Origin of the sequence: Bifidobacterium sp. N4G05 (genome assembly GCF_002742445.1) — a bacterium.
Lineage (GTDB): Bacteria > Actinomycetota > Actinomycetes > Actinomycetales > Bifidobacteriaceae > Bifidobacterium > Bifidobacterium hominis.
In genome coordinates this window covers 41,468-61,623 of the sequence record NZ_NJNQ01000006.1, presented here as the reverse complement: position 1 = coordinate 61,623, position 20,156 = coordinate 41,468, and the positions used below count along the sequence as shown (strand labels likewise).

The following is a 20,156-nucleotide window of genomic DNA, read 5'->3' as shown; positions in this document are numbered from 1 at the left end:
TTAGAGCGCATTGGACCTTACCCACAGTGCCACTGCCTGACGCGAGGTCTTGCAGTTAAGTTTTCTTAAAATACTTTGCATATGTTTGCGGATGGTGGCTTCGGAAATCCCCAAATGCTCGGCGATGTCCCGGTCAAGCATGCCCTCCGCGCACAAGGAAATAATCTGCTCCTCACGAACGGTAAGCGCGGGAGTGGTATCAGCCTCCCTGCTGATACGCAGATTGGCCAACGCAGGCGGCTCAAATCCCTCCATCACCTCGCCATTGCACATACGCATAATAATCTGCGCCAACTGGTCGGCATTCTCCTTACCAACCAACCCTTGCGCACCAGCCTCAACCAGCTTGTCCCGATAACTATTGATGGAAAAACTGGTTGCACCGAGAATCGGCATGCGCTGGCCCATCAAACGCAACCGACGACACGTGGCGGGGCCTTGCAATCCCTCCATCGACATATCGAGAATCAATAAGCTGACATGGCCGTTCGCATCCTGGCAGCGCTCTATGGCCTCACCGCCTGAAGTCGCCGTCCACACCACATACGCGGTCGGCACTTTGCTGGCAATGACGGCACTGAGCGAATCCAGCGCTCGCGGATCATTGTCGACCAGCGCGATGCGATGAATCTTAGGATGCTTTTCCGACGTGGTCATTATGCGATCACTTTCCTTTCCCACACAGCCATTGCAGCCATGTTGGGCAGTTGGAATCTTTGGCAGCGGAGATATCACCGTTGTTGTCAACGGGAGTTGCTGCCGCGTGCGCATACGTTGGTGTGCCGGTGAGAGACAGCGTTACTACCATCAGCAGTGAAACGAACTTCATACCTCCATAGTATGCGAGGATGGCGCGCGGGGGTGACGATTCGGTTGTTCCGGTACGCCGTTGATGCGCTGACGCATCGTTATACAGCGCACATGCTTGTGCTTGGTTTTGTCTTGGCTTTGTTCGCCTAAGATGGAATTTATGACTATCACGCTCATCGATGAGGCGCGTTACGACGCCGAAATGGACGAAACGGTACTGCCTGCGCTGCGTAACTGCATGACGGAAGGCTGGATGGAACCTGCCACCGTTGATTGGGACGGCAATATGCTGCCTAAGCTGGAGCATCCTGGACGGTTACATTACTACTGCTACGACGCGCACAAATTCGACGCATTACGTGAAGACGGCGCATCGGGCGTATTCCGCGGTGCGGTGGTGATTTCGCACGGATTCACCGAATTCGGTCGCAAATACAGCGAAATGGTGTGGTACTTCCTACTGGCCGGCTACTCCGTATGCGTGTTCGAACATCGCGGGCATGGCCATTCCACGCACGACATGAGCAACCCGAGCTTGGTGTGGATCGACGATTGGCGCCGGTATGTGGCCGATTTCGCCACATTCGCGCAGACCGTGGGACGTGAGACGGCCGGTGATGGCCCGATGTACTTGTACTGCCATTCCATGGGCGGCGGCATCGGCGCGGCTGTGCTGGAACGCTACCCGTCGCTGTTCGACAAGGCGGTCCTGTCCGCGCCGATGATCGCGCCGGTGGTTGGCATGCCAACGTGGATCGCGCGCATTGTGGTCGGCGTAATCTGCGGGCTTGGCTTCGGCAAATCACGCGTGTTCGGGCATGCCGATTTTGACGGCAATCTCAATCTCGACGATTACCACGGGGCTTCCGAAGCGCGCATCCGCTGGTTCCACAAGCAGCGCTTGGCCGACAAATCATGCCAGACCAACGCGGCCACGTTCGATTGGGCAAACCAGGCGATGGCGCTTTCCCGAGCCGTGCTCAAACCCGATATGTGTGGAGCTATCGAATCCCCGGTATTGCTGTTTCAAGCCGGACGCGACGTGTGGGTGCTCAACGGACCACAAGATGACTTCGTCGAACGCGTGAGCGAAGGCGGCGGCTTCATCGAAAAAGTGCGATACAGCCAGTCATTGCACGAAATTTTCTCCATGCCAAATGCCGTGTTCGGACCATATCTCGACAAAATCCTCGATTTTTTGGCGGCGTCGAACGCAAGCTTGGCGGAATAAATCTGTTTTGCATAACTGACGTTTAGTATGCGCACTGTGTGCGTTACAATCGCCGTGAATTTGCCGTGAAAGCCGTGGAGAGAGAGCGAGGATAGGCCGTGGCAAAGCAAACGTCGGGACAGACGTCGCAATCGCAGAAAACTTCCGAATCGCAAAAAACCGCGAAAAAAACCGCGAAAAAAACGGAACATGTGCTGGAGCAGACGCCGAAAAGTCTACTCATCGGCACTGGCATGACACTGCTGGGCGGTGCCATGTGGGGTATGAACAGCACCGTGGCCAAACTGCTGATGCGTGACTACCAGCTGGATCCGATCTGGCTTTCCTGCGTACGCGCGCTATTCGCCAGCCTGATCTTCCTGGTCGGATCGGCCATCACCACACCGCAGAAACTCGCCGGAGCGGTCAAAGACGTCAAATCGTATCCGAAATATTTGGTCACCACACTGATCTGCGTGCTTCTGGTGCAGGTCTCCTACCTGATGACCATCGACTGGACGAACTCCGGAACCGCCACCGTATTGCAGACGCTCAACCTGATCTTCGTGCTCGCCTGGGTATGCCTGCGCGGCAAACGACTGCCCCTCAAGCGTGAATTGGTCGGCGTGCTCCTGGCGTTCGCAGGCACGTTCCTCATCGCCACTGGTGGCAACTTCGCCTCGCTGTCGCTGCCATGGCAGGGGCTCGCATGGGGGCTGGTTGACGCGGTGAGCACCGCGGCCATGTCCATCCTGCCGGTCATGCTCATGCTCAAATGGGGCAACATGACCATCAACGGCATCACATTCCTCATGTCCGGACTCATATTGTGCCCGTTCGCGCAACCGTGGGCGAACATTCCCGCACTGGACGCGCGAGGTATGCTCCTGCTGCTCTACGCCATCGTATGCGGCACATTCCTCGCGTTCTGGCTCTACATGGCAGGCGTGATGCGCGTCGGAGCGGTGCGTGCCACCATGCTCGGCACCAGCGAACCGGTCATGGCCACCGTCACCGCAGTGGCATGGGCCGACGAAACGTTCACCTTCACCGACCTGACCGGCTTCGCCATGATCATCATCATGGTCTTCCTCGTGCGCTAACCATTCTCCACAAACTGTCCGATTCTGCAGAATCGGACAACCAGAACGTAAAACCCATACCTTAGTTGTCTGATTCACCAGAAACGGACAACTAAACGGGTAAAATTGCGCCACAGTTGTCCTTTTCTGGAGAATCGGACAACTGTAGAGTGTTTGGCCTAGTCTGAATGTCCGTTTCTCCAGAATCGGACATTCAGGGCATAAAAAATGTGCCGTGGATGACCGATTCTGCAGAATCAGACATGCACGGCACAAGAGAAGGAAGTACTACTTGGCGTACACGGAGATGCGCTCGCCCACGTGCGCGGCCTGCTCGGCCTCATCCACCACGGCGATCGCGTAATCCGCGTAGCTGATGTAGCTCTGCCCGGCGGCATTGACGGTGAACTCCTCACCGGCGAGTCCGTACTCCGTGCAATCCGCCGAAACAACCAATGACAGATGAAAGGGATTCGGCATCCTGGAGCATTCCTGCCGGAAATGTTGGGAGCCGCTGAGCCCTACTGCCACTTGGGAAACGAAAAGGCCGGAACCTTTCGGCTCCGGCCTTTCATCATGGTGCGAGCGGGGGGAGTTGAACCCCCACGAGCATACACTCACTGCCACCTGAAGACAGCGCGTCTACCATTCCGCCACGCTCGCAGACAGTGAGTTAATCTACACCAAAACCCACACAACCTCAAATCGGCGTGTCGCGCCGCCATTTTCCGTAGGAAAATTCAAGCGGCGCGACGCGAGGAGGGAGGAAGCTCTGGGAGCTTCCGTACGACGGAGCCATCCTTAAATTCCGCCATTTTCCGTAGGAAAATTCAAGCGGCGCGACACGGCTCGTCCGATTCTGACGTTTCGGACATTCGACGAATGTTTTAGGGCGCTTGCTTGTCCGATTCTCCAGAATCGGACAACCGGGAGGGGCGGTATGGGCATTAGATGTCTGATTCTGGAGAAACGGACACATGGGGTGGTGGATGGGGTGAGACGGATGGGTGTATGCATGACATGCGCGGAACACATGAAAAAAGACGCCGACGGGTCTGTTCGTCGGCGCCTTGGAACGCGGAAGTGTGGCTCAGCATTCGTTTGGGCGGAAAGCCCACGTGAAATGCATTAGCCGCGGGAACCGTTGGCGTAGAAGCGGGCCAAGGCTTCGTCGCGGAATTCGTCGAAATAGCCGCCGTCGATCGACGCGCGAATGTCGTCCAGCAGCTTCACGAAGAAATGCTCGTTGTGGATCGTCGCCAATGTGAAACCGTTGAATTCGCGGGCACGCAACGCATGATCCACGTAAGCGCGCGAATAATGCGTGCATGTGTAGCAATCGCAGCCCTCTTCAAGTGGTCCAAAATCATGCTTGAATTGCGCGCGCTTGATGTTGTAACGTCCGTCGCGCGTGAAAATCGCGCCATTTCGGCCACAACGCGCCGGTGCGACGCAATCGAACGTATCTCCGCCATTCTCGACACATGCGAAAATATCGTCGACCGCGGCGATGCCGAGCACGTGGCGCGGTCGGCTTTCCGGCATCGCATCGCAAATCCAAGCGCAAGTGTCGCCGATAATGCGTTTTTCGATCGCACCGCCGATACCGACGCCGTCGAAGTCCAACGAAGCGATCTGTTCGGCCGCATGCCTGCGCAAATCCTCATAATTCGCGCCCTGCACCACGCCATACAGTGCCTGATACGGCTTGCCGACGCGCTCTTCGGTAAGCCTCTTATGCTCGGCAACGCAACGCTGCGCCCAACGGTAGGTGCGTTCCACGGAACGCTCCTGGTAGCCGCGCGTGTTCATCAGTGTAGTCAGCTCGTCGAACGCGAACATGATGTCGGCGCCGATCTTATGCTGGATTCCCATTGAAATTTCGGCGGAAAAACGGTGCAGTGAGCCGTTGAGCGGCGATTTGAACGTTACGCCGTCCTCGTCTACGAACGCGAGACGCTCCTTGCCTTCGGCGATCACGTCGTCTGATTTCATGCCGGTCACGTCCATGGCGAGGGTTTTCTTGAAGCCCGCGCCGAGCGAAAGCACTTGGAAACCGCCGGAATCGGTGAAGGTCGGACCGTTCCAGTTCATAAATTTGGCAAGGCCGCCGGCTTCGTCGAGCACTTGCTCGCCGGGGCGTTCATACAGGTGAAACGCGTTGGACAGCAGGCATTGCGCGCCGAGGTCCTTCATGGTTTCGGGCAGTACGGCTTTCATCGCGGCCTGCGTGGCCACGGGCACGAACGCCGGAGTGTGAATATCGCCGTGGGGGGTATGAATGGTGCCGGTGCGGCCGTATCGTGCGCCGCCGCGTCCCTTGCCGTCGGCCGCGTCGGGAAGGCGGGTTTTTTGCTCGAAATAGAAGGCGTCGCGGCGGCCCGGCTTGCCTGGTTCCGCTCCACGCGGATGTTCGATGAGATTTTCGGACACTGCGGCTGCCGCGTTTTGCGTGTCTTGCGCTGTGTCGGTAGATGATTCGGTAAGGCTTGTCATGCGGAATATTTTATGCGATAGCGGCGATTCTTGAAAGTGCTGCAAAGAATGCGATCGGTGAAATGAAAACAAGGAAGATGTGGAAAGTGCGATGAAGGTGCCGATAGTATTTTGGTGCGATTTTCAGATTCAATGGTGATGTTGAACGTATTTGGTTGCTACTTTCAACAAACATTCAGGAAACTTCCAGAGCGAGTATCTTTACTCGTAGATAGCAGTTCGAGCGGCACGATTGCTGATTTGTGAAATGCCGCGAGACGAATAAGGAGCGAAAATGGCTGAAGAGAACGACCAGAACGCCGTGCAGCCGCAGAATGACGAACAGCAGACCGTGCCGATGCCGCCGGTTGATGCGGAACAGACGCAAACTTACGCAGGCGAGCCGTATGCCGCAGAGTCGGCCACCGAACCGATTGACGTGCAGGGCGGTATTGAGGATCAGCCGACGGCCGCCATGCCTGTTGCGAACGATGACGCTTCGGCGGAATCCGCGGCTGCGGCGGGCGATACTCCGGATTATGCTTCCGCAGTGGGCGAGCGTACCGTGGTTGGCGGTTCCGCGCAGGATGCGCCGTCTCAGCAGTACCGTCCGGCACCGGAATATGGTGCGTACGGTCCCGTGCCGACGCAGCCGGCTAATGGCGCCGCAGCCGCGAACGGTACGGCGAGTGACGCGCCGAACATGCCTCCGCAGCCGCAATATGGCACATACGGGCAGGCTCCGCAGCAGCCGCAGCGGCCTCGCAATCCTTTCTTCGGAAATCCGTATGTGGGTGGAAATCAGCAGAACGATCAGCAGAACACGCAATCGAATAACGGCAATCCGTTCATGAAGCCCACGGCGCAAGCCGGTGCCAACGTGCCACCGGCCGGGCCGAATAATCTGAATAACGGTAATCCGTTTGGGAATCCGAATAACGGTAATCCGTTCGGTGCCCCGCAGCAGAATGGCGCTGCAGCCAAGCCGAAGTCCGCTTCCGGCGTGACCGGGCATGTGATGACCGGCGTGGTGGCGGCGCTTGTTTCCGCGGTCCTCTGCCTCGGCGTCGGCTACGTGGCAATCACCAATGGATGGGTGACCGTACCCACCTCCAGCTCACTGACCAACGTGAAGTCCAACACGTCCGGATCCGGTTCGGCTAAAGCCAAATCCGGCGAGGCCGCGGACTGGAGTGCGGTGGCGAAGGAAGTGTCCGATTCTGTGGTGTCCATTGACGTGGCAACCAGCGACGGCAGCGCCAAAGGCTCCGGCGCAATCATTAGCGACAAAGGCTACATCGTCACCAACAACCATGTGATTTCCGGTGCGAAGCAGATTCAAGTGACGCTCGCCAACGGCACCATCTACTCAGCGCAAATCGTCGGCACCGACACCACCACCGATCTGGCCGTAATCAAACTCGACAATCCTCCGAGCAATCTGAAAGCCGCAGAATTTGCCGATTCCGACAATCTTGCCGTGGGTGAATCCGTGATGGCCATCGGCAATCCGCTCGGCTACGATGACACCGCAACCGTCGGCATCGTTTCCGCGCTCAACCGCCCGGTGACCGTGTCCGATGACAACAACAACGACATCGTCACCAACGCCGTGCAGATTGACGCGGCCGTCAACCCAGGTAATTCCGGCGGTCCGACCTTCAATGCGGCCGGCCAGGTGATTGGCATCAACTCATCCATCGCATCCACCACAACGTCTTCCGGCACAGCCGGATCCATCGGCATCGGCTTCGCCATTCCGTCGAACCTGGTAAAGCGCGTGGCCAACGAAATCATCGACAACGGCACCGTGCAGCATGTGGCGCTCGGCGTCACCATCAAGAGCTCCACGGTCGAGGCGGACGGCGTGACCCGCGGTTGCACGCAGGTGCAGTCCGTGGTCGACAACAGCCCGGCAGCCAAGGCCGGAGTGAAGGCCGGCGACTCCATCGTGGCGTTCAACGGCAAGGCGGTGAACAACAACTATTCGCTGCTCGGCTACGTGCGCGCCTCCGCCATGAACGACAAGGTGACATTGACGGTCGTGCGCGACGGCAACACCATGGAGCTTGACGTGACGCTCGACCAGGAGGAATCCCAGACGAACTCCTCCAACAACCGGAACCAGCAGAACAACGGCAATGATGGCCAGAGCCAGAACGGCAATGGCAACGGTTACGGTAACGGTAACGACGGTAACGGCGGTAATAGCGGCAACGGAAATGGACAGAGCGACGGCAATGGTAGCAACGGCTACGGTGACGGAGGCGGCCTGTTCGACCCGTTCGGTCTGTGGTAAAGCGCGACAGACCGCCGCGGTTGGCCGTGGATGGTTGCGGTCGGCTACGGCGGGCTGCAATACAGGTGGCGACCACCCGATAGGCTGACGGCGAAGACGTAACTGGAGTTGCTTAATCGCAAGAACGTCTTGTGAACGTCATCGCGAGAACGGTAAAACCGCGGAAAACCAACGAAAACCAATAAAAGTTAAAAGCAGAAGCAGGACTGTGCGAACAATCATACAGTCCTGCTTTTCTATTTTTTTGGCAATTACGACACGAAAATCGCAAATGTTTGCTACGCTGGAAATATCTTTTTACGCCGTGTATCGATGGCTCGCGCGGGCGAGGCGCCGATGGGTTAACAAGGCGTCCGATACGAGCGTAAGGAGATTCTCATGCGTAGAATCATCGATATTTGCTGGCGACTGTGCAAGCAGGTTCCGTTACTGCCGATCACCATTCTGGCCGCGATTCCGTTGACATTGCTGGGGGAGTGGAGGCCATGGGGCGAGGCCGCGTGGGCTTCTCACGATTTGCATGCTGGCTTCGGTTGGCTGAACGCGTTTAATCCGGGTGTTGGGCAGTGGATAGTGATCGCGCTGGTCGCTTACACGATTGTGGTGACGGTGCGTGGCATGATCGACGATCTACGGAACGGCCATGTTGGCGTCGATCTGCTGGCGGTCGTTGCGATTGCGTCGACGGTTGCAGTGCAGGAATATTGGGCCGCTTGGGCCGTGGTGCTGATGATCTCATCCGGCGAGGCGATCGAGGAATTCGCGCAGTCGAAGGCCGAAAGCAACCTGACCGCGCTGATTGACGCGGCACCCCGAACCGCGCACGTGGTTGCGCTGCCGGGAGTGCGCGGGCATGTGCATGCTACGGGCAGCGAGCATACGGCCGACGTGACAGCCGACGGATTCCGTGCCGTCAGAATGTCCGATTCTGCAGAAACGGACAACCAAGACGGTGAAAAGCATGCTTATGTGTCCGAATCTCCAGAATCGGACAAAAATGGTGGCGAAGTGAGACTGCACATGTCCGATTCTGCAGAATCGGACACAAAAGGTGCTTCGCAAACGTATGATGCGGCTGGAGAGCGCTTCGAAACGGTCCCCGTCGATCAGGTGCGGCTTGGCGACGTGATTCTGGTGCTGCCTGGCGAAACGGTGCCTGTCGACGGCGAGCTGCTGTCGGGTGTGGCCACGCTGGACCTAAGCAACATCAACGGCGAGCCTGTGCCGCGTGAAGTGTATGCGGGCGCTCGCGTGATGTCTGGCGCAGTCAATGGCTCGACCACGTTGACCATGCGTGCCACGCAACTTGCGCAGGATTCGCAGTATCAGAAGATTCTCGAGCTGGTTTCGTCGGCGCAGGAGTCGCGCCCCGCTGTCGTGAAGACCGCGGATATGCTTGCAGTGCCGTTTACCGTGCTTTCGCTTGCGATTGCTGGGATTGCATGGGCGGTTTCCGGACTGCCGCTGCGATTTGCACAGGTGCTGGTTCTCGCCACTCCTTGCCCGCTGCTGATTGCCGCGCCGGTTGCGTATGTAGCTGGAACAGGGCGCCTTGCCAAAGCGGGAATCCTGATTAAAGCACAGGACGTGTTGGAAAATCTAGGCCGCGTATCGCATATTTTCTTCGATAAAACCGGCACGCTTACCGTCAAGCAACCGCAGGTCGTGCGCGTGGAGAAACCGTTCGGAACGAGTTCGCCGTTCAATGAAGACCATATTCTCATGATGGCCGGTGTGGTGGAAAGTTACTCGGTGCATATTCTGTCGAAAGGCATTGCGGCGGCCGGGCGCAAGGCTATGGACGACTTGTATGCGCGATATGCGTCGGGGCAGCGGTTATGCGCTGAGCGTGATTTGCCTGGGCATGGGCGCGACTATCCGGTGGTGAAGAACATTGTGGAGGATTCAGGTAAAGGTGTTTCCGGCGAAGTGAACGGGCACCGGGTGCGTGTGGGGCGTTTTGCGTATGCGACGGCCGACGAATCCGGATTCATGCCGGTGTTGCATATGCCGAATGCAACGTATCACGTGTCCGATTCTCCAGAATCGGACAACCAGACGGGTGAAATGTACGCAAGGATGTCCGATTCTCCAGAAACGGACATCCAAAGGACTGAAATGCGTGCGTATGTGTCCGATTCTCCAGAATCGGACACTCTTGGAACGCGAGGTGGAGTGTCTGGCGAGGGACGGTCTACGGTTGTAGCCCCATCCGTGTCCGTCGCAGCCGCGCAGACTGCATCCGCCCGCAAGCCTGAAACCGTCGGCTCGCTGTTTGCCCCGCTCGCGCCTGACGAAATGGCCGCATACGTGGCGATCGACGGCAAACTGGCCGCCCGCATCGTGCTTCGCGACGTGCCCCGTGCGAATACGAAACGTTCCTTGGCCCGTCTGCATGAGCTCGGCATCAAGGAACTGTCCATGCTTACCGGCGACAAGGCCGCATCCGCCCGCATCATCGCAAACGAGGTCGGTATCGATGACGTGCAATCCGAGCTGTTCCCTGAAGATAAGGTTGCCGCTGTTAAGAACGCCACCGAGTCCACGCATCAAAACCAGTCCATGCCCGCCCGCATCATGCGGCGTATAACTGGCAAATCCAGGAATCGCCAAGTTACCATGATGGTCGGCGACGGCGTCAACGATGCCCCTGTACTTGCAGTTGCCGACATCGGCATGGCCATGACCGACGGCACGTCCACCGCAGCTTCCGAATCCGCGCAAGTGGTCATCATGAATGATGACATCGCCTCTGTGCCGCGTGCCATCGCCATCGCACGCCGTACGAAAAACGTGATGCTTCAGGCGGTGTTGATCGGTCTCGGCCTCGCCATCATCGGCATGGTTGCAGCCGCATTCAACCTGATTCCCGTGGTTGTTGGCGCATTCATGCAGGAGGTGATCGACGTGGTCAGCATTCTGTGGGCGCTCACCGTGCTTTTCGATCGCGGCGAATCCGCGTGATTGCGGGGAGTGGTGTCATGCGCGGCGCTTTGGGGAAGCGTTTACAACGAGCTTGGCGAGATTTCTCCAGCGATCGATACGCGCATCCACTTGCCAAAGTCGGCTCCGGTCACGCCTTGCGACAGCAGGAACATGATTTTCGCATACGCGGCTTCCAGCGTCATATCACCGGATCCGATCGCGCCGGCGCGAGCGATCGCATCGCCCGTCTCGTAATGGCCGAGCAGCACTTCCGCCTGCTGACATTGCGATGCAATCACGACGGGAACATCGTCATGTAGCACGTCGGCAATTACGTCGGTCAGTCCAGGCTCGTCGCTCGGCACATTGCCGACGCCGTACGCGCGCAACAATACCGCTTCCGGACGCGGTGTAAGCATCGCTTCCAATCGCGCTGCGGAAATGCCGGGCGCCATATCAATCACGGCAACATCATGACGGGAGTAAGGTTGAGGTGACGTCCAGCCGTAACCGGTCGAAGCGGCGTCACCCGCATACCAATGCCATGGCGTGCCCGTACGAGCCAGTGGTCCGACGGAAGGCGCCGAAAATCCTTCAAACGCCCAACTCGACGACTTGCTCACGCGATTGCCGGCAAACAGGTGATGTCCAAAAAACAGTCCCACACCGTGGAATCGTCCGCTCATCGCGGCGTTCAGCGCGCCCGTGACATTCGCAGTGGCATCCGATTCGATTTTGCCGAGCGGATGTTGCGAGCCCGTGAAAATCACCGGCTTGCCGAAATCGGCCAATGCGTACGAAAGCGCGGCGCTCGAATAGCTCATCGTGTCGGTGCCATGCAGCACCACGAACGCGTCGGCATCATCGTGATGCGCACGCAAGTCATCAACCATCGTCTGCCAATTGTCGGGCGTCGCGTTCGATGAGTCGATCAGCGGATCAAGTTCGGTGAACGTGAACAGGCTTGCGTCCATGTGCGCGTCCTCCAGCAGGCGGAACAGCCATCCGCGAGTGTCGGCGCCCGGAATCAGACCGTTCGGAGAGTCGATCATGCCGATGGTACCGCCGGTATATGTGATGTGAATGCGCATTGCCACCTTCTTACGATTGCTTGGTACTTGATAAGTACTTGCTTGCGATTGCGGGATGAGTGAATTCCGATATTCCGGATTCCTGCATCCCGCGATTGTGCGACTACTTGCGATTGTACGTGCGTCTGCCGCGCTCATTGCGTGCGATTACTGCAGACGCACATTGTATTCATCTGGATTCAGCAATATCTGGTTGAATCCAGATGGCTTGCGATTTCGACTACTTGCCCGGCACTTCCGTGGTTTCAAGCACGTCAGGCACGTCGTTGCCGTTGTCGTCGAGCATTTCGTCCATCAGATCGCCGTTGATGCGGCCACGCATGTAGAACCAGCCTGCAACCATGGCGATGACCACCACTACGAACATGGCGAGCGTCCAACGGCCGGCGGCGCTGGTGAGATTCGACAGCACGACAACCGCGAAGAAGATAAGCGAAATGTAATTCGTGTATGGAGCGCCCGGCATGTGGTAGTCGGGGCGAATCTCCTCACCGGTCTTCACCTTCTTCAAGAACGCAAGATGTGTGACGAGAATAGCCGCCCATGTTCCGGCAATGCCGATGCCGGCCAGATTCATGACGATCTCAAACGCGTCGGCAGGAAGTACCGCATTCATCACCACGCCGATTAGGCCAAGAGCAGACGTGATGATAATGCCGCCATACGGCACATGATGCTTGTTCATGCGCGCGGCGAACCTCGGACCCGAGCCGGCCACAGCCAGTGAGCGCAGCGTACGGCCTGTGGAATACAAACCAGCGTTCAGGGAGGAAAGCGCCGCGGTGAGCACCACAACCTGAATCACATCTCCGGCATGCGGAATGCCAATGCCGGAGAAGAACGTGACGAACGGAGATTCGTTCGACGAGTAAGCGGTGTATGGCAGCACCAGCGCCATAAGCACCACGGAACCCACGTAAAACACGAAAATACGGATGATCATCGAATTAATGGCCTTCGGCAGCACCTTTTCGGCGTCCTTCGCCTCACCTGCAGCCACGCCAACCATTTCGGTACCGCCGAACGCGAACACTACACCGAGGGTCAGTGCGAACACTGGAGCGATACCATTCGGGAACAGGCCGCCATTGTCGGTGATGTTCGCGACACCGGCATGCGCATCGCCAACCGGAGCGCCCGTGACAATCGCCCAAATCGCAATGACCATGAACGAGATGATCGTAGCCACCTTGATAGCAGCGAACCAGAATTCCGCCTCACCGAACATCTTCACGCTCAGCAGATTCAACACGAACACCAACGCCAACGCGCACAAGGCAATCAGCCATTGAGGCACCCCCTGGAACGCCTTCCAATAGTGGAAATATACGGCGACGGCGGTGATGTCAGCCATAACCGTGACTGACCAGTCCAGGAAGAACAGCCAGCCGGTCACATACGCGCCCTTCTCGCCCAGGAATTCGCGGGCATATGAAACGAACGCGCCCGACGACGGACGGCGAATCGCAAGCTCACCCAACGCACGCACCATCAAGAACGCGAAAATGCCGCACACCGCGTATGCGATCGCAAGACCCGCGCCACCTTGCACAAGACGGCCGCCCGCACCCAAAAACAGGCCGGTGCCAATGGAACCGCCAATCGCAATCATCTGAATATGACGCGGCTTCAAATCCTTCGCATAACCAGCATCGCTTTTATCCTGCTTCTGCGCGGACGACTGCTGCGTCGCGTTTGACGATGTATTGGAGTTACTCATAGTAGTAGTTCTTTTCTCTGATTTCTTTTATTATTTTTGACTGCACGTCGCAATTTTCCGGCGGAAGCTGTTTCGTGAAAGCGGGCCGTATCACCGCCATTATCGCTACCTCTGCGTGGACGCCGCGTACATTATATGAACCGTCCGTTACCGAACGTTGATATTTTGCCCATAGTGCGTCAGCAGTCACGGTCCGTGCCTTTCGTTCGGTGCAAAGATGTCCGATTCTGGAGAAACGAACATTCAAACATGCGTTTTGTTGTCTTGCTTGTCCGTTTCTGGTGAATCGGACAAGCAGGTGCATGTTTCGGTATCCCACGTGTCCGATTCTGCAGAATCGGACATCCAAAAACAGAAAACGCTGCGAATGGGACGGGCCTAAAAATCCAAAGGGCGAAACCAGAAGAAAACAAGGCGAAGAAGTCGTAAGAAAGTGCATAAGCGCCCCTGTCGCAAATGCAGGGAATGCATTAGGCTAGAGCGCGTGACTGAAACTAATGAACTTCGTATTGCTGTAATCGGCGCCGGCCCTGCAGGCGTCTACTCCTCCGACATTTTCCTGCGCCAGTTGAAGAAGCTCGGCGAGGAGCTTGGCCTCGGTACTGCCGCGCGCATCGACCTGTTCGAAAAGCTGCCGGTGCCGTTCGGTCTGGTGCGCTACGGCGTGGCCCCCGACCACCCGTCCATCAAATTCATCGCGTCGGCACTCGAAAAGACACTCGACAACCCCGACATCCACCTGTATTGCGACGTGGAATTCGGCAAGGACGTGACCCTCGACGAGCTGCTTGAACGTTACGATGCCGTGCTGTTCGCCACCGGTGCCGTTGAGGACAAGCCACTTGGACTGCCGGGTGCCGACCTGGATGGCGTGTATGGCGCAGCCAAGTTTGTGGAATGGTACGACGGTTATCCGACCGGCGCTCGCGAATGGCCGCTTGCAGCTGAGGAAGTCGCCGTGATCGGCGGCGGCAACGTGGCCATGGATGTGGCGCGCGAACTCATGCGCAATGCCGACGATCTGAAGGAACGTACTGATATTCCAGACAATGTGTACGAGGGCATCAAGGCGAACAAGGCTCGCGTGCTGCACCTGTTTATTCGTCGCGGTGTGGCGCAAGCCAAGTTCTCCGTGCAGGAATTGCGCGAGATGGAGAAGCTGCCGGGAGTGCAGCTGATCATCAACGAAGACGATTTCGATTTGGATGAAGACACGATTGAAGAGGCCGGCAAAGACAAGCTGACCCGTCAGATGGTCGAAGAGCTGTTCACGATTCGTGAGATGGCGGAAGACATGGAAGATGACGGTGACGTGGATTACGAGGGTAATCCGGCTGATCGCAAGTATTATGTGCACTTCAATTCCGCGCCGGTCGAAGTGTTGGGTGAGGACGGCAAGGTCGTTGGCATTCGCGTGGAGAAGACCGAAACGTCGGCTGACGGCAAGATGAGCCGCACCGGCGAGTTTGAAGAGTATCCGGTGCAGGCCGTGTACCATGCGATCGGCTACAAGCCGGCCACCGCGCCGGGCATCGCGTACGACGAGCGTCACGCGCATCTGGCGAACGCGAACGGTGACGGACGCATCACCGTTGCTGCTGAGGCTGGAGCTGATGGTGCGGATGCTGCGGTTGAGGTGCGTGAGCGTCTGTATGCGACCGGTTGGGCGAAGCGCGGTCCGGTTGGTTTGATCGGTTCCACCAAGTCCGACGCGTTGCTGATCGTGACCAACATGCTGGAAGATCTGTCGAAGGCTGCCGAGGGTGGTCGTGTGGCCGCTGATCGTGATCCGGAGTCCATCGACCGACTGCTGGAGTCGCGCGGTGTCAAGCCGATCGACTTTGCCGGTTGGAAGAAGATTGACGCGTTCGAACGCGCTGAGGGTGCGAAGGAAGGTCGCGAGCACAAGAAGGTCATCGATCCGGAGCAGATGCGCGCCCTGGCTCACGCCTAAGGCGGGTGTTTGGAGTCCGGTCCGATAGGTTTCAGGCTTTTTCATGCGTCTTGGGTGTCCGATTCTGGTGAATCGGACACCCAAGACGCTTTTTTATCCCGTACTTGTCCGTTTCTGGTGAATCGGACATCCGGGGAGAAGCTGAGTATGCGAACTTCCGCAACTGCCCCCTAGTCCTTTCCGCAGTCCAGTCTCCAGCACATATCCAGCAAAAACTCAGGCTCCGTTTCTACGCTAGTGACCATGAACGGCAAATTGCGGGTGCATGGCCATTGCAATGGCTTGAAGACAACGCTGTTATTCGCGTTGATGTGGGGCGTCATCATGCTCATTTGGTGGGCGACCGGTGGCGACCAGCGTACGCTTGGTATCTACATTCTCATCGGACTTGGCTCAACGTTCGCATCCTACTGGTTTTCCGACAAACTTGCGATTGCATCCATGCATGCGCAGGAAGTCAGCGAGCAGGAAGCGCCGGTACTGTACAAAATTGTGCGCGAACTGTCGGCGAAGGCGGGCAAGCCGATGCCGCGTATTTATATCGCCCCAACCATGAGCCCCAATGCGTTCGCAACGGGACGCAATGAACGTCATGCGGCGGTCTGCTGCACGCAGGGTATTCTGCAGATGCTGAACGAACGCGAGATTCGCGGCGTACTTGGGCACGAGCTTATGCACGTGTACAATCACGATATTCTGACGTCTGCGATCGCGTCCGCAATGGCGACGGTCATTTCGTATCTTGGCTATTCGCTCATGTATTTCGGTGGTGGCAATTCGCGCGATGATCGTAATGACTCGTCTTCTAATGGTCTTGGATTGCTGGGCGTGTTGTTGAGCACGATTCTTGCGCCGATTGCCGCTTCGCTTATTCAGATGGCGATTTCGCGTACGCGAGAATATGATGCTGACGAAGATGGTTCCATGCTTACGGAAGATCCGGAGGCGCTCGCATCCGCATTGAATAAGATTTCGAACGGCGCTGAGGCGATGCCGATGCAGAAGACTGCCGGTACGCAGTCGGTTGCTGCGATGATGATTGCGAATCCGTTCTCTGCGGAAGGTTTTTCTCGCCTGTTTTCCACGCATCCGGCGACTGAGGATCGTATTGCCCGGTTGATGCAGATGAGTCAGGAGATGAAGGCGCAGGGCGTGCAGTCCGGCTATTTGGCTGGCGGTTATGCGACGAGCGGGTATGCTTCGGCGGATATTCGTCGGCAGAATGGGGGTATCTCTGGTGCCGGTGCCGGTTCGGGGGTATACTCTGGCGGGGGTTATTCACGAGATTATTCGCAGAATCCCGTGCAAGGCGGGTATGGTCGCTGATCGATGTGCGATTGCAATGTGCGCGTTGCGCAAGTCATGTGTGATTGCATAGGATTCTGCTGATTCTGTTACGAATTGTAGCTGTTTCCTGTGGTTTTCCGTGGTTTTCCGTGGTTGTTTCCTGTTGTGATGTATTGCATGAATATTCTGATATCAGCTGACAAGTGACATTAATGCTGTTGTGGCTGTTGCGTGTTGATTGATGTGCGATTTGGCAAATGGGTGACGGTATCGAATATCGGTCGACGGTCATGAATGCTGCGAATGCATGCTAGACTAAATGATTGTGTCCAAAAGGCACGCTTTTTGCGGATGTAGTTCATCGGTAGAACGAAAGCTTCCCAAGCTTTAGAGGCGGGTTCGACTCCCGTCATCCGCTCCAAACGCTTCAACGGCGAGGCTATAAATCATATTTGTTTCAACGTTTTGGATTATGCCGTTTGCTGATCAACTGCAGGGGGCGGTTAAACGTTGTCATGGTGTTGCCACTGTGCCGATGTGATGCCGCTATCGCCGAATATTCCACTCGTACGACGTCTACGGCTCTTCAGCCGTACTTTAGTTGTCCGATTCTGGTGAATCAGACACACAATACGTGTGTGCCGTGGTTTGCATGTCCGATTCTGGAGAAACGGACACATAAGGTGTCGTACGCAGGCCATACATGTCCGTTTCTCCAGAATCGGACATGTATGACGTGGATGCAGTAACGTGAGACTTGTGAGTACGAACGAGAAGAACCCTGAATTCCATCCGCAGCTTGCGAATCCGGAATCTCCCGAGCGTGGCAATGCCTACAGTCCGCTCAAAGGCCATGCGATCGCACATAGCGGCACGGTTATCGGCCTTCTTGCGATTGTGCTTTGGGGTTTCATGGCCGGACTCGTCCGTCTGGTTTCCGAATCGTTCGGCGCAACGCTCGGGTCCGCGCTTATCTACACGGTTGGCGGAATTCTGCTACTGGTCGTGCGTAAACCGACGCCAATCCGTCGCGCGCCGCGCAAATATCTCATCATCTGCGGAATCATGTTCGTTGCATACGAGGCGTCAATCTCACTATCGATCGGGCTCGCATCGACAGCTGCACAATCCGTTGAGGTCAGTTTGGTCAATTATTTATGGCCGACATTGCTTGTACTGATGACCGCGGCCGTCTCACATAAACGAGGTGCGGTCTGGAAGGCGCTTCCTAGTGCAATCGTTGCGACCATTGGCGTCGCAATGGCGGTAGGGGGTGAAAGTCTTAACGTTCATGAAGCGTTGCGTAACATTTCCAGCAACCCCCTTCCGTATGCTTTGGCTTTCGCTGGGGCTTTCATTTGGGCAATTTACGCGACGGTGACGCCGAAAATGTCCGACGGATACGACGGCACGACGATTTTCTTCTGCTGTGTCGCTGTTGTGTTATGGTTGATTCACTTCACTTCGGGGGAAGGCCTGCCTGCGACTGCGCCCGGGATTGGTGGTTATGTTGCGTTGGCTGCTTGTGCCGCATCTATTGCGGGAGGATATGCCTGTTGGGGATATGGCATGTTGCACGGAAGCATGGAGACGCTGGCGATTGGGTCGTATGCGACGCCGTTGTTCTCCACGGCTTCTAGCACGGTTCTGTTGGGCGTGGCGCTTGGAATGCCGTTTTGGATTGGTGTTGCGTTGGTGATTAGTGGATCGCTGATTAACCTGTGGTTTGCGAAACGCTAGATGAAGAGTCGGATGCGCTGTCCGTGGAGGTGGTGCATGCTCTCATGTTTGTCCGATTCTGGAGAATCGGACAAACATGATAAAAACGGTGGCGGTTGTTTGGCTGATTCTGGAGAATCGGACAAGTGGACCGGATGCGTGGACGTTTGACTGTCCGTTTCTCCAGAATCGGACAACTAAGCGGCATAATATGCGAGACGCATTGCCCCCGACACGCCGACCCTGTGGATAACTCACGTCCTCCGACCACAACCCCGGTTTTGACTGGCGCATTCCACGAAACATCCTTTATCGTGTGCGCATGAATACTCAACAGAACCAACAGAACCGGCAAAATCAGCACAATGCGAAGTCAAAAAAGAACTCGCCTGTGGCAGTGACCGGCGAATCGTATCGTCCGTCAGGCAAACCTGCGAACGGCCCTCCGCCTTCGGAACACGCCTCGCACAAGCGCCCGCGACGCGTCCCGCGTAAGCAATCCTCGCAAACTCAAACGCAGCAACGGATCGATGCCATGCTTGACCAAGCCTACAAGCATCGTCGTTTGGCGGTACCAAAGCAACCGAAAGACCGCCGCGCGTTCCAACGTCGCACACGCGCGGGAGAAATTGTTATGCCCCACAAAGGCATGTATATCAATGCGCAAAAGTGGGAATCCCTGTCTTACTCGGAACGCATCATATGGACGAATCGCACCGTATGCCACGAACACCCCGATTGGGTGCTATGCGGGCCGTCGGCGGCCGGCGCTCTCGGCTTCACCACTACCATCAAACTGCAACGGTACGTGCACATCGCGGTCGCGAACCGTTCCAAAGCGGGACGGCATGGCTACGCGATCGCCCACTATTACAAGGATTTTCCGTCGACGACCATTGTGGACGACATGCGCGTGACTTCGGGAATCGAAACCATGGCCGATTGCGCGCGCATGCTCGACATGGAAAACGCGATGTCAACGTGCTGCACAGCCCTACGCCAAACCGGCATGCCAAAAGAACGATTCCAGGATTACGTCAATCGCAAGAAAAGGATCGGCGGCATCATCCGAGCGCGGTATATCGCCGAACATGTCGAACCAGCTTGCGAAAACGGGGGTGAGGCTGTCGCGCTCGCCACCATGCTGGAATTAGGATTTGCGCAGCCGCAAATGCAAGTCAGTTTCGCTAGTCCGTTGGATGGTCGCGACATTCGCGCGGATTATCTGTGGACTCGTGATGACGGCAGTATTGTTGTTGGCGAGTTGGATGGCCGGCAGAAGTATATTGATCCGTCCATGTTGAATAATGGCGATGCGGTTGACGCGATTTTGCGTGAAAAGGACCGTGAGACGGAGTTGAATATGCTGCGGATTAGTGTCGTGCGATTCCAGATGGAACATGTGCGTGACCGCGAGCAGTTGCGCAAGCGTTTGGCTGCGGCGGAGGTGCCTCGGGATGCGCATGCTTATTCGTCGCCGTTCAAAGGTTTCGTATGCAAGACGTATTGATTTGTATGCATGCTTGTATGCGTGTGATGTGGGATTCTGCAGTGTGATTTCGTTGCGAAAGGTTATTTGATTTG

General features: G+C 56.7%; 12 protein-coding genes, 2 tRNA genes and 1 pseudogene. 9 read left to right on the top strand and 6 right to left on the bottom strand.

The features are described 5' to 3' along the window. Positions 1-657 carry a response regulator transcription factor gene (locus CE153_RS07185; protein WP_099595701.1) on the bottom strand — a complete coding sequence of 219 codons (657 nt, stop codon included), beginning with the start codon at positions 655-657 and terminating at the stop codon, positions 1-3. A gap of 313 nt (positions 658-970) precedes the next feature. On the opposite strand from CE153_RS07185, the gene CE153_RS07180 reads away from it, so the two are divergent. Together CE153_RS07180 and CE153_RS07175 are read left to right on the top strand one after the other, a co-directional pair. Then, positions 971-2,041 (top strand): alpha/beta fold hydrolase, encoded by a 1,071-nt coding sequence (locus CE153_RS07180; RefSeq protein WP_180753441.1) that lies wholly within the window; start codon positions 971-973, stop codon positions 2,039-2,041. A 98-nt stretch (positions 2,042-2,139) separates the two neighbouring features. Then, a complete protein-coding gene (locus CE153_RS07175; protein WP_099595699.1) occupies positions 2,140-3,123 on the top strand; it encodes a DMT family transporter in 984 nt (327 codons plus the stop codon). A 267-nt stretch (positions 3,124-3,390) separates the two neighbouring features. Here CE153_RS07175 and CE153_RS07170 read toward each other — a convergent pair. The 3 genes and pseudogenes from CE153_RS07170 to tgt all read right to left on the bottom strand — a co-directional run. Continuing rightward, positions 3,391-3,534: pseudogene (locus CE153_RS07170) on the bottom strand (NAD(P)-dependent oxidoreductase); the annotation flags it as partial. Positions 3,535-3,679: 145 nt separating this feature from the next. Next, positions 3,680-3,765, bottom strand: a tRNA-Leu gene (locus tag CE153_RS07165). 465 nt (positions 3,766-4,230) lie between these two features. Continuing rightward, positions 4,231-5,598 (bottom strand): tRNA guanosine(34) transglycosylase Tgt, encoded by a 1,368-nt coding sequence (tgt, locus tag CE153_RS07160; protein WP_180753440.1) that lies wholly within the window; start codon positions 5,596-5,598, stop codon positions 4,231-4,233. Positions 5,599-5,872: 274 nt separating this feature from the next. Here tgt and CE153_RS07155 point away from each other — a divergent pair, with 274 nt between their 5' ends. Together CE153_RS07155 and CE153_RS07150 are read left to right on the top strand one after the other, a co-directional pair. Continuing rightward, positions 5,873-7,876, top strand: a complete 2,004-nt coding sequence (locus CE153_RS07155) for a S1C family serine protease (protein WP_099595698.1) — start codon at positions 5,873-5,875, stop codon at positions 7,874-7,876. 378 nt (positions 7,877-8,254) lie between these two features. Then, a complete protein-coding gene (locus CE153_RS07150) occupies positions 8,255-10,840 on the top strand; it encodes an HAD-IC family P-type ATPase (RefSeq protein ID WP_099595697.1) in 2,586 nt (861 codons plus the stop codon). 41 nt (positions 10,841-10,881) lie between these two features. Here CE153_RS07150 and CE153_RS07145 read toward each other — a convergent pair whose 3' ends face one another. Together CE153_RS07145 and CE153_RS07140 are read right to left on the bottom strand one after the other, a co-directional pair. Then, the gene (locus CE153_RS07145; protein WP_099595696.1) at positions 10,882-11,892 is read right to left on the bottom strand and encodes an asparaginase; all 1,011 of its coding nucleotides are present in this window, start codon (positions 11,890-11,892) and stop codon (positions 10,882-10,884) included. A 220-nt stretch (positions 11,893-12,112) separates the two neighbouring features. Then, positions 12,113-13,612 (bottom strand): amino acid permease, encoded by a 1,500-nt coding sequence (locus tag CE153_RS07140; protein WP_099595695.1) that lies wholly within the window; start codon positions 13,610-13,612, stop codon positions 12,113-12,115. A gap of 484 nt (positions 13,613-14,096) precedes the next feature. Between CE153_RS07140 and CE153_RS07130 the strand changes: the two genes are divergently transcribed. The 5 genes from CE153_RS07130 (at position 14,097) to CE153_RS07110 (ending at position 20,082) form a co-directional block, all read left to right on the top strand. After that, positions 14,097-15,566, top strand: coding sequence for an FAD-dependent oxidoreductase (locus CE153_RS07130; protein ID WP_099595693.1), 1,470 nt, complete (start codon positions 14,097-14,099; stop codon positions 15,564-15,566). Positions 15,567-15,809: 243 nt separating this feature from the next. Continuing rightward, entirely contained in the window at positions 15,810-16,892 is a 1,083-nt protein-coding gene (gene htpX / locus CE153_RS07125; protein ID WP_099595692.1) for a zinc metalloprotease HtpX, read from the top strand. Positions 16,893-17,200: 308 nt separating this feature from the next. Continuing rightward, positions 17,201-17,274 (top strand) — tRNA-Gly (locus CE153_RS07120). Between the two features lie 437 nt (positions 17,275-17,711). Next, a complete protein-coding gene (gene yddG / locus CE153_RS07115; RefSeq protein WP_236824503.1) occupies positions 17,712-18,593 on the top strand; it encodes an aromatic amino acid DMT transporter YddG in 882 nt (293 codons plus the stop codon). 370 nt (positions 18,594-18,963) lie between these two features. Continuing rightward, positions 18,964-20,082, top strand: a complete 1,119-nt coding sequence (locus CE153_RS07110) for a hypothetical protein (RefSeq protein WP_236824497.1) — start codon at positions 18,964-18,966, stop codon at positions 20,080-20,082. Positions 20,083-20,156 lie beyond the last annotated feature (74 nt).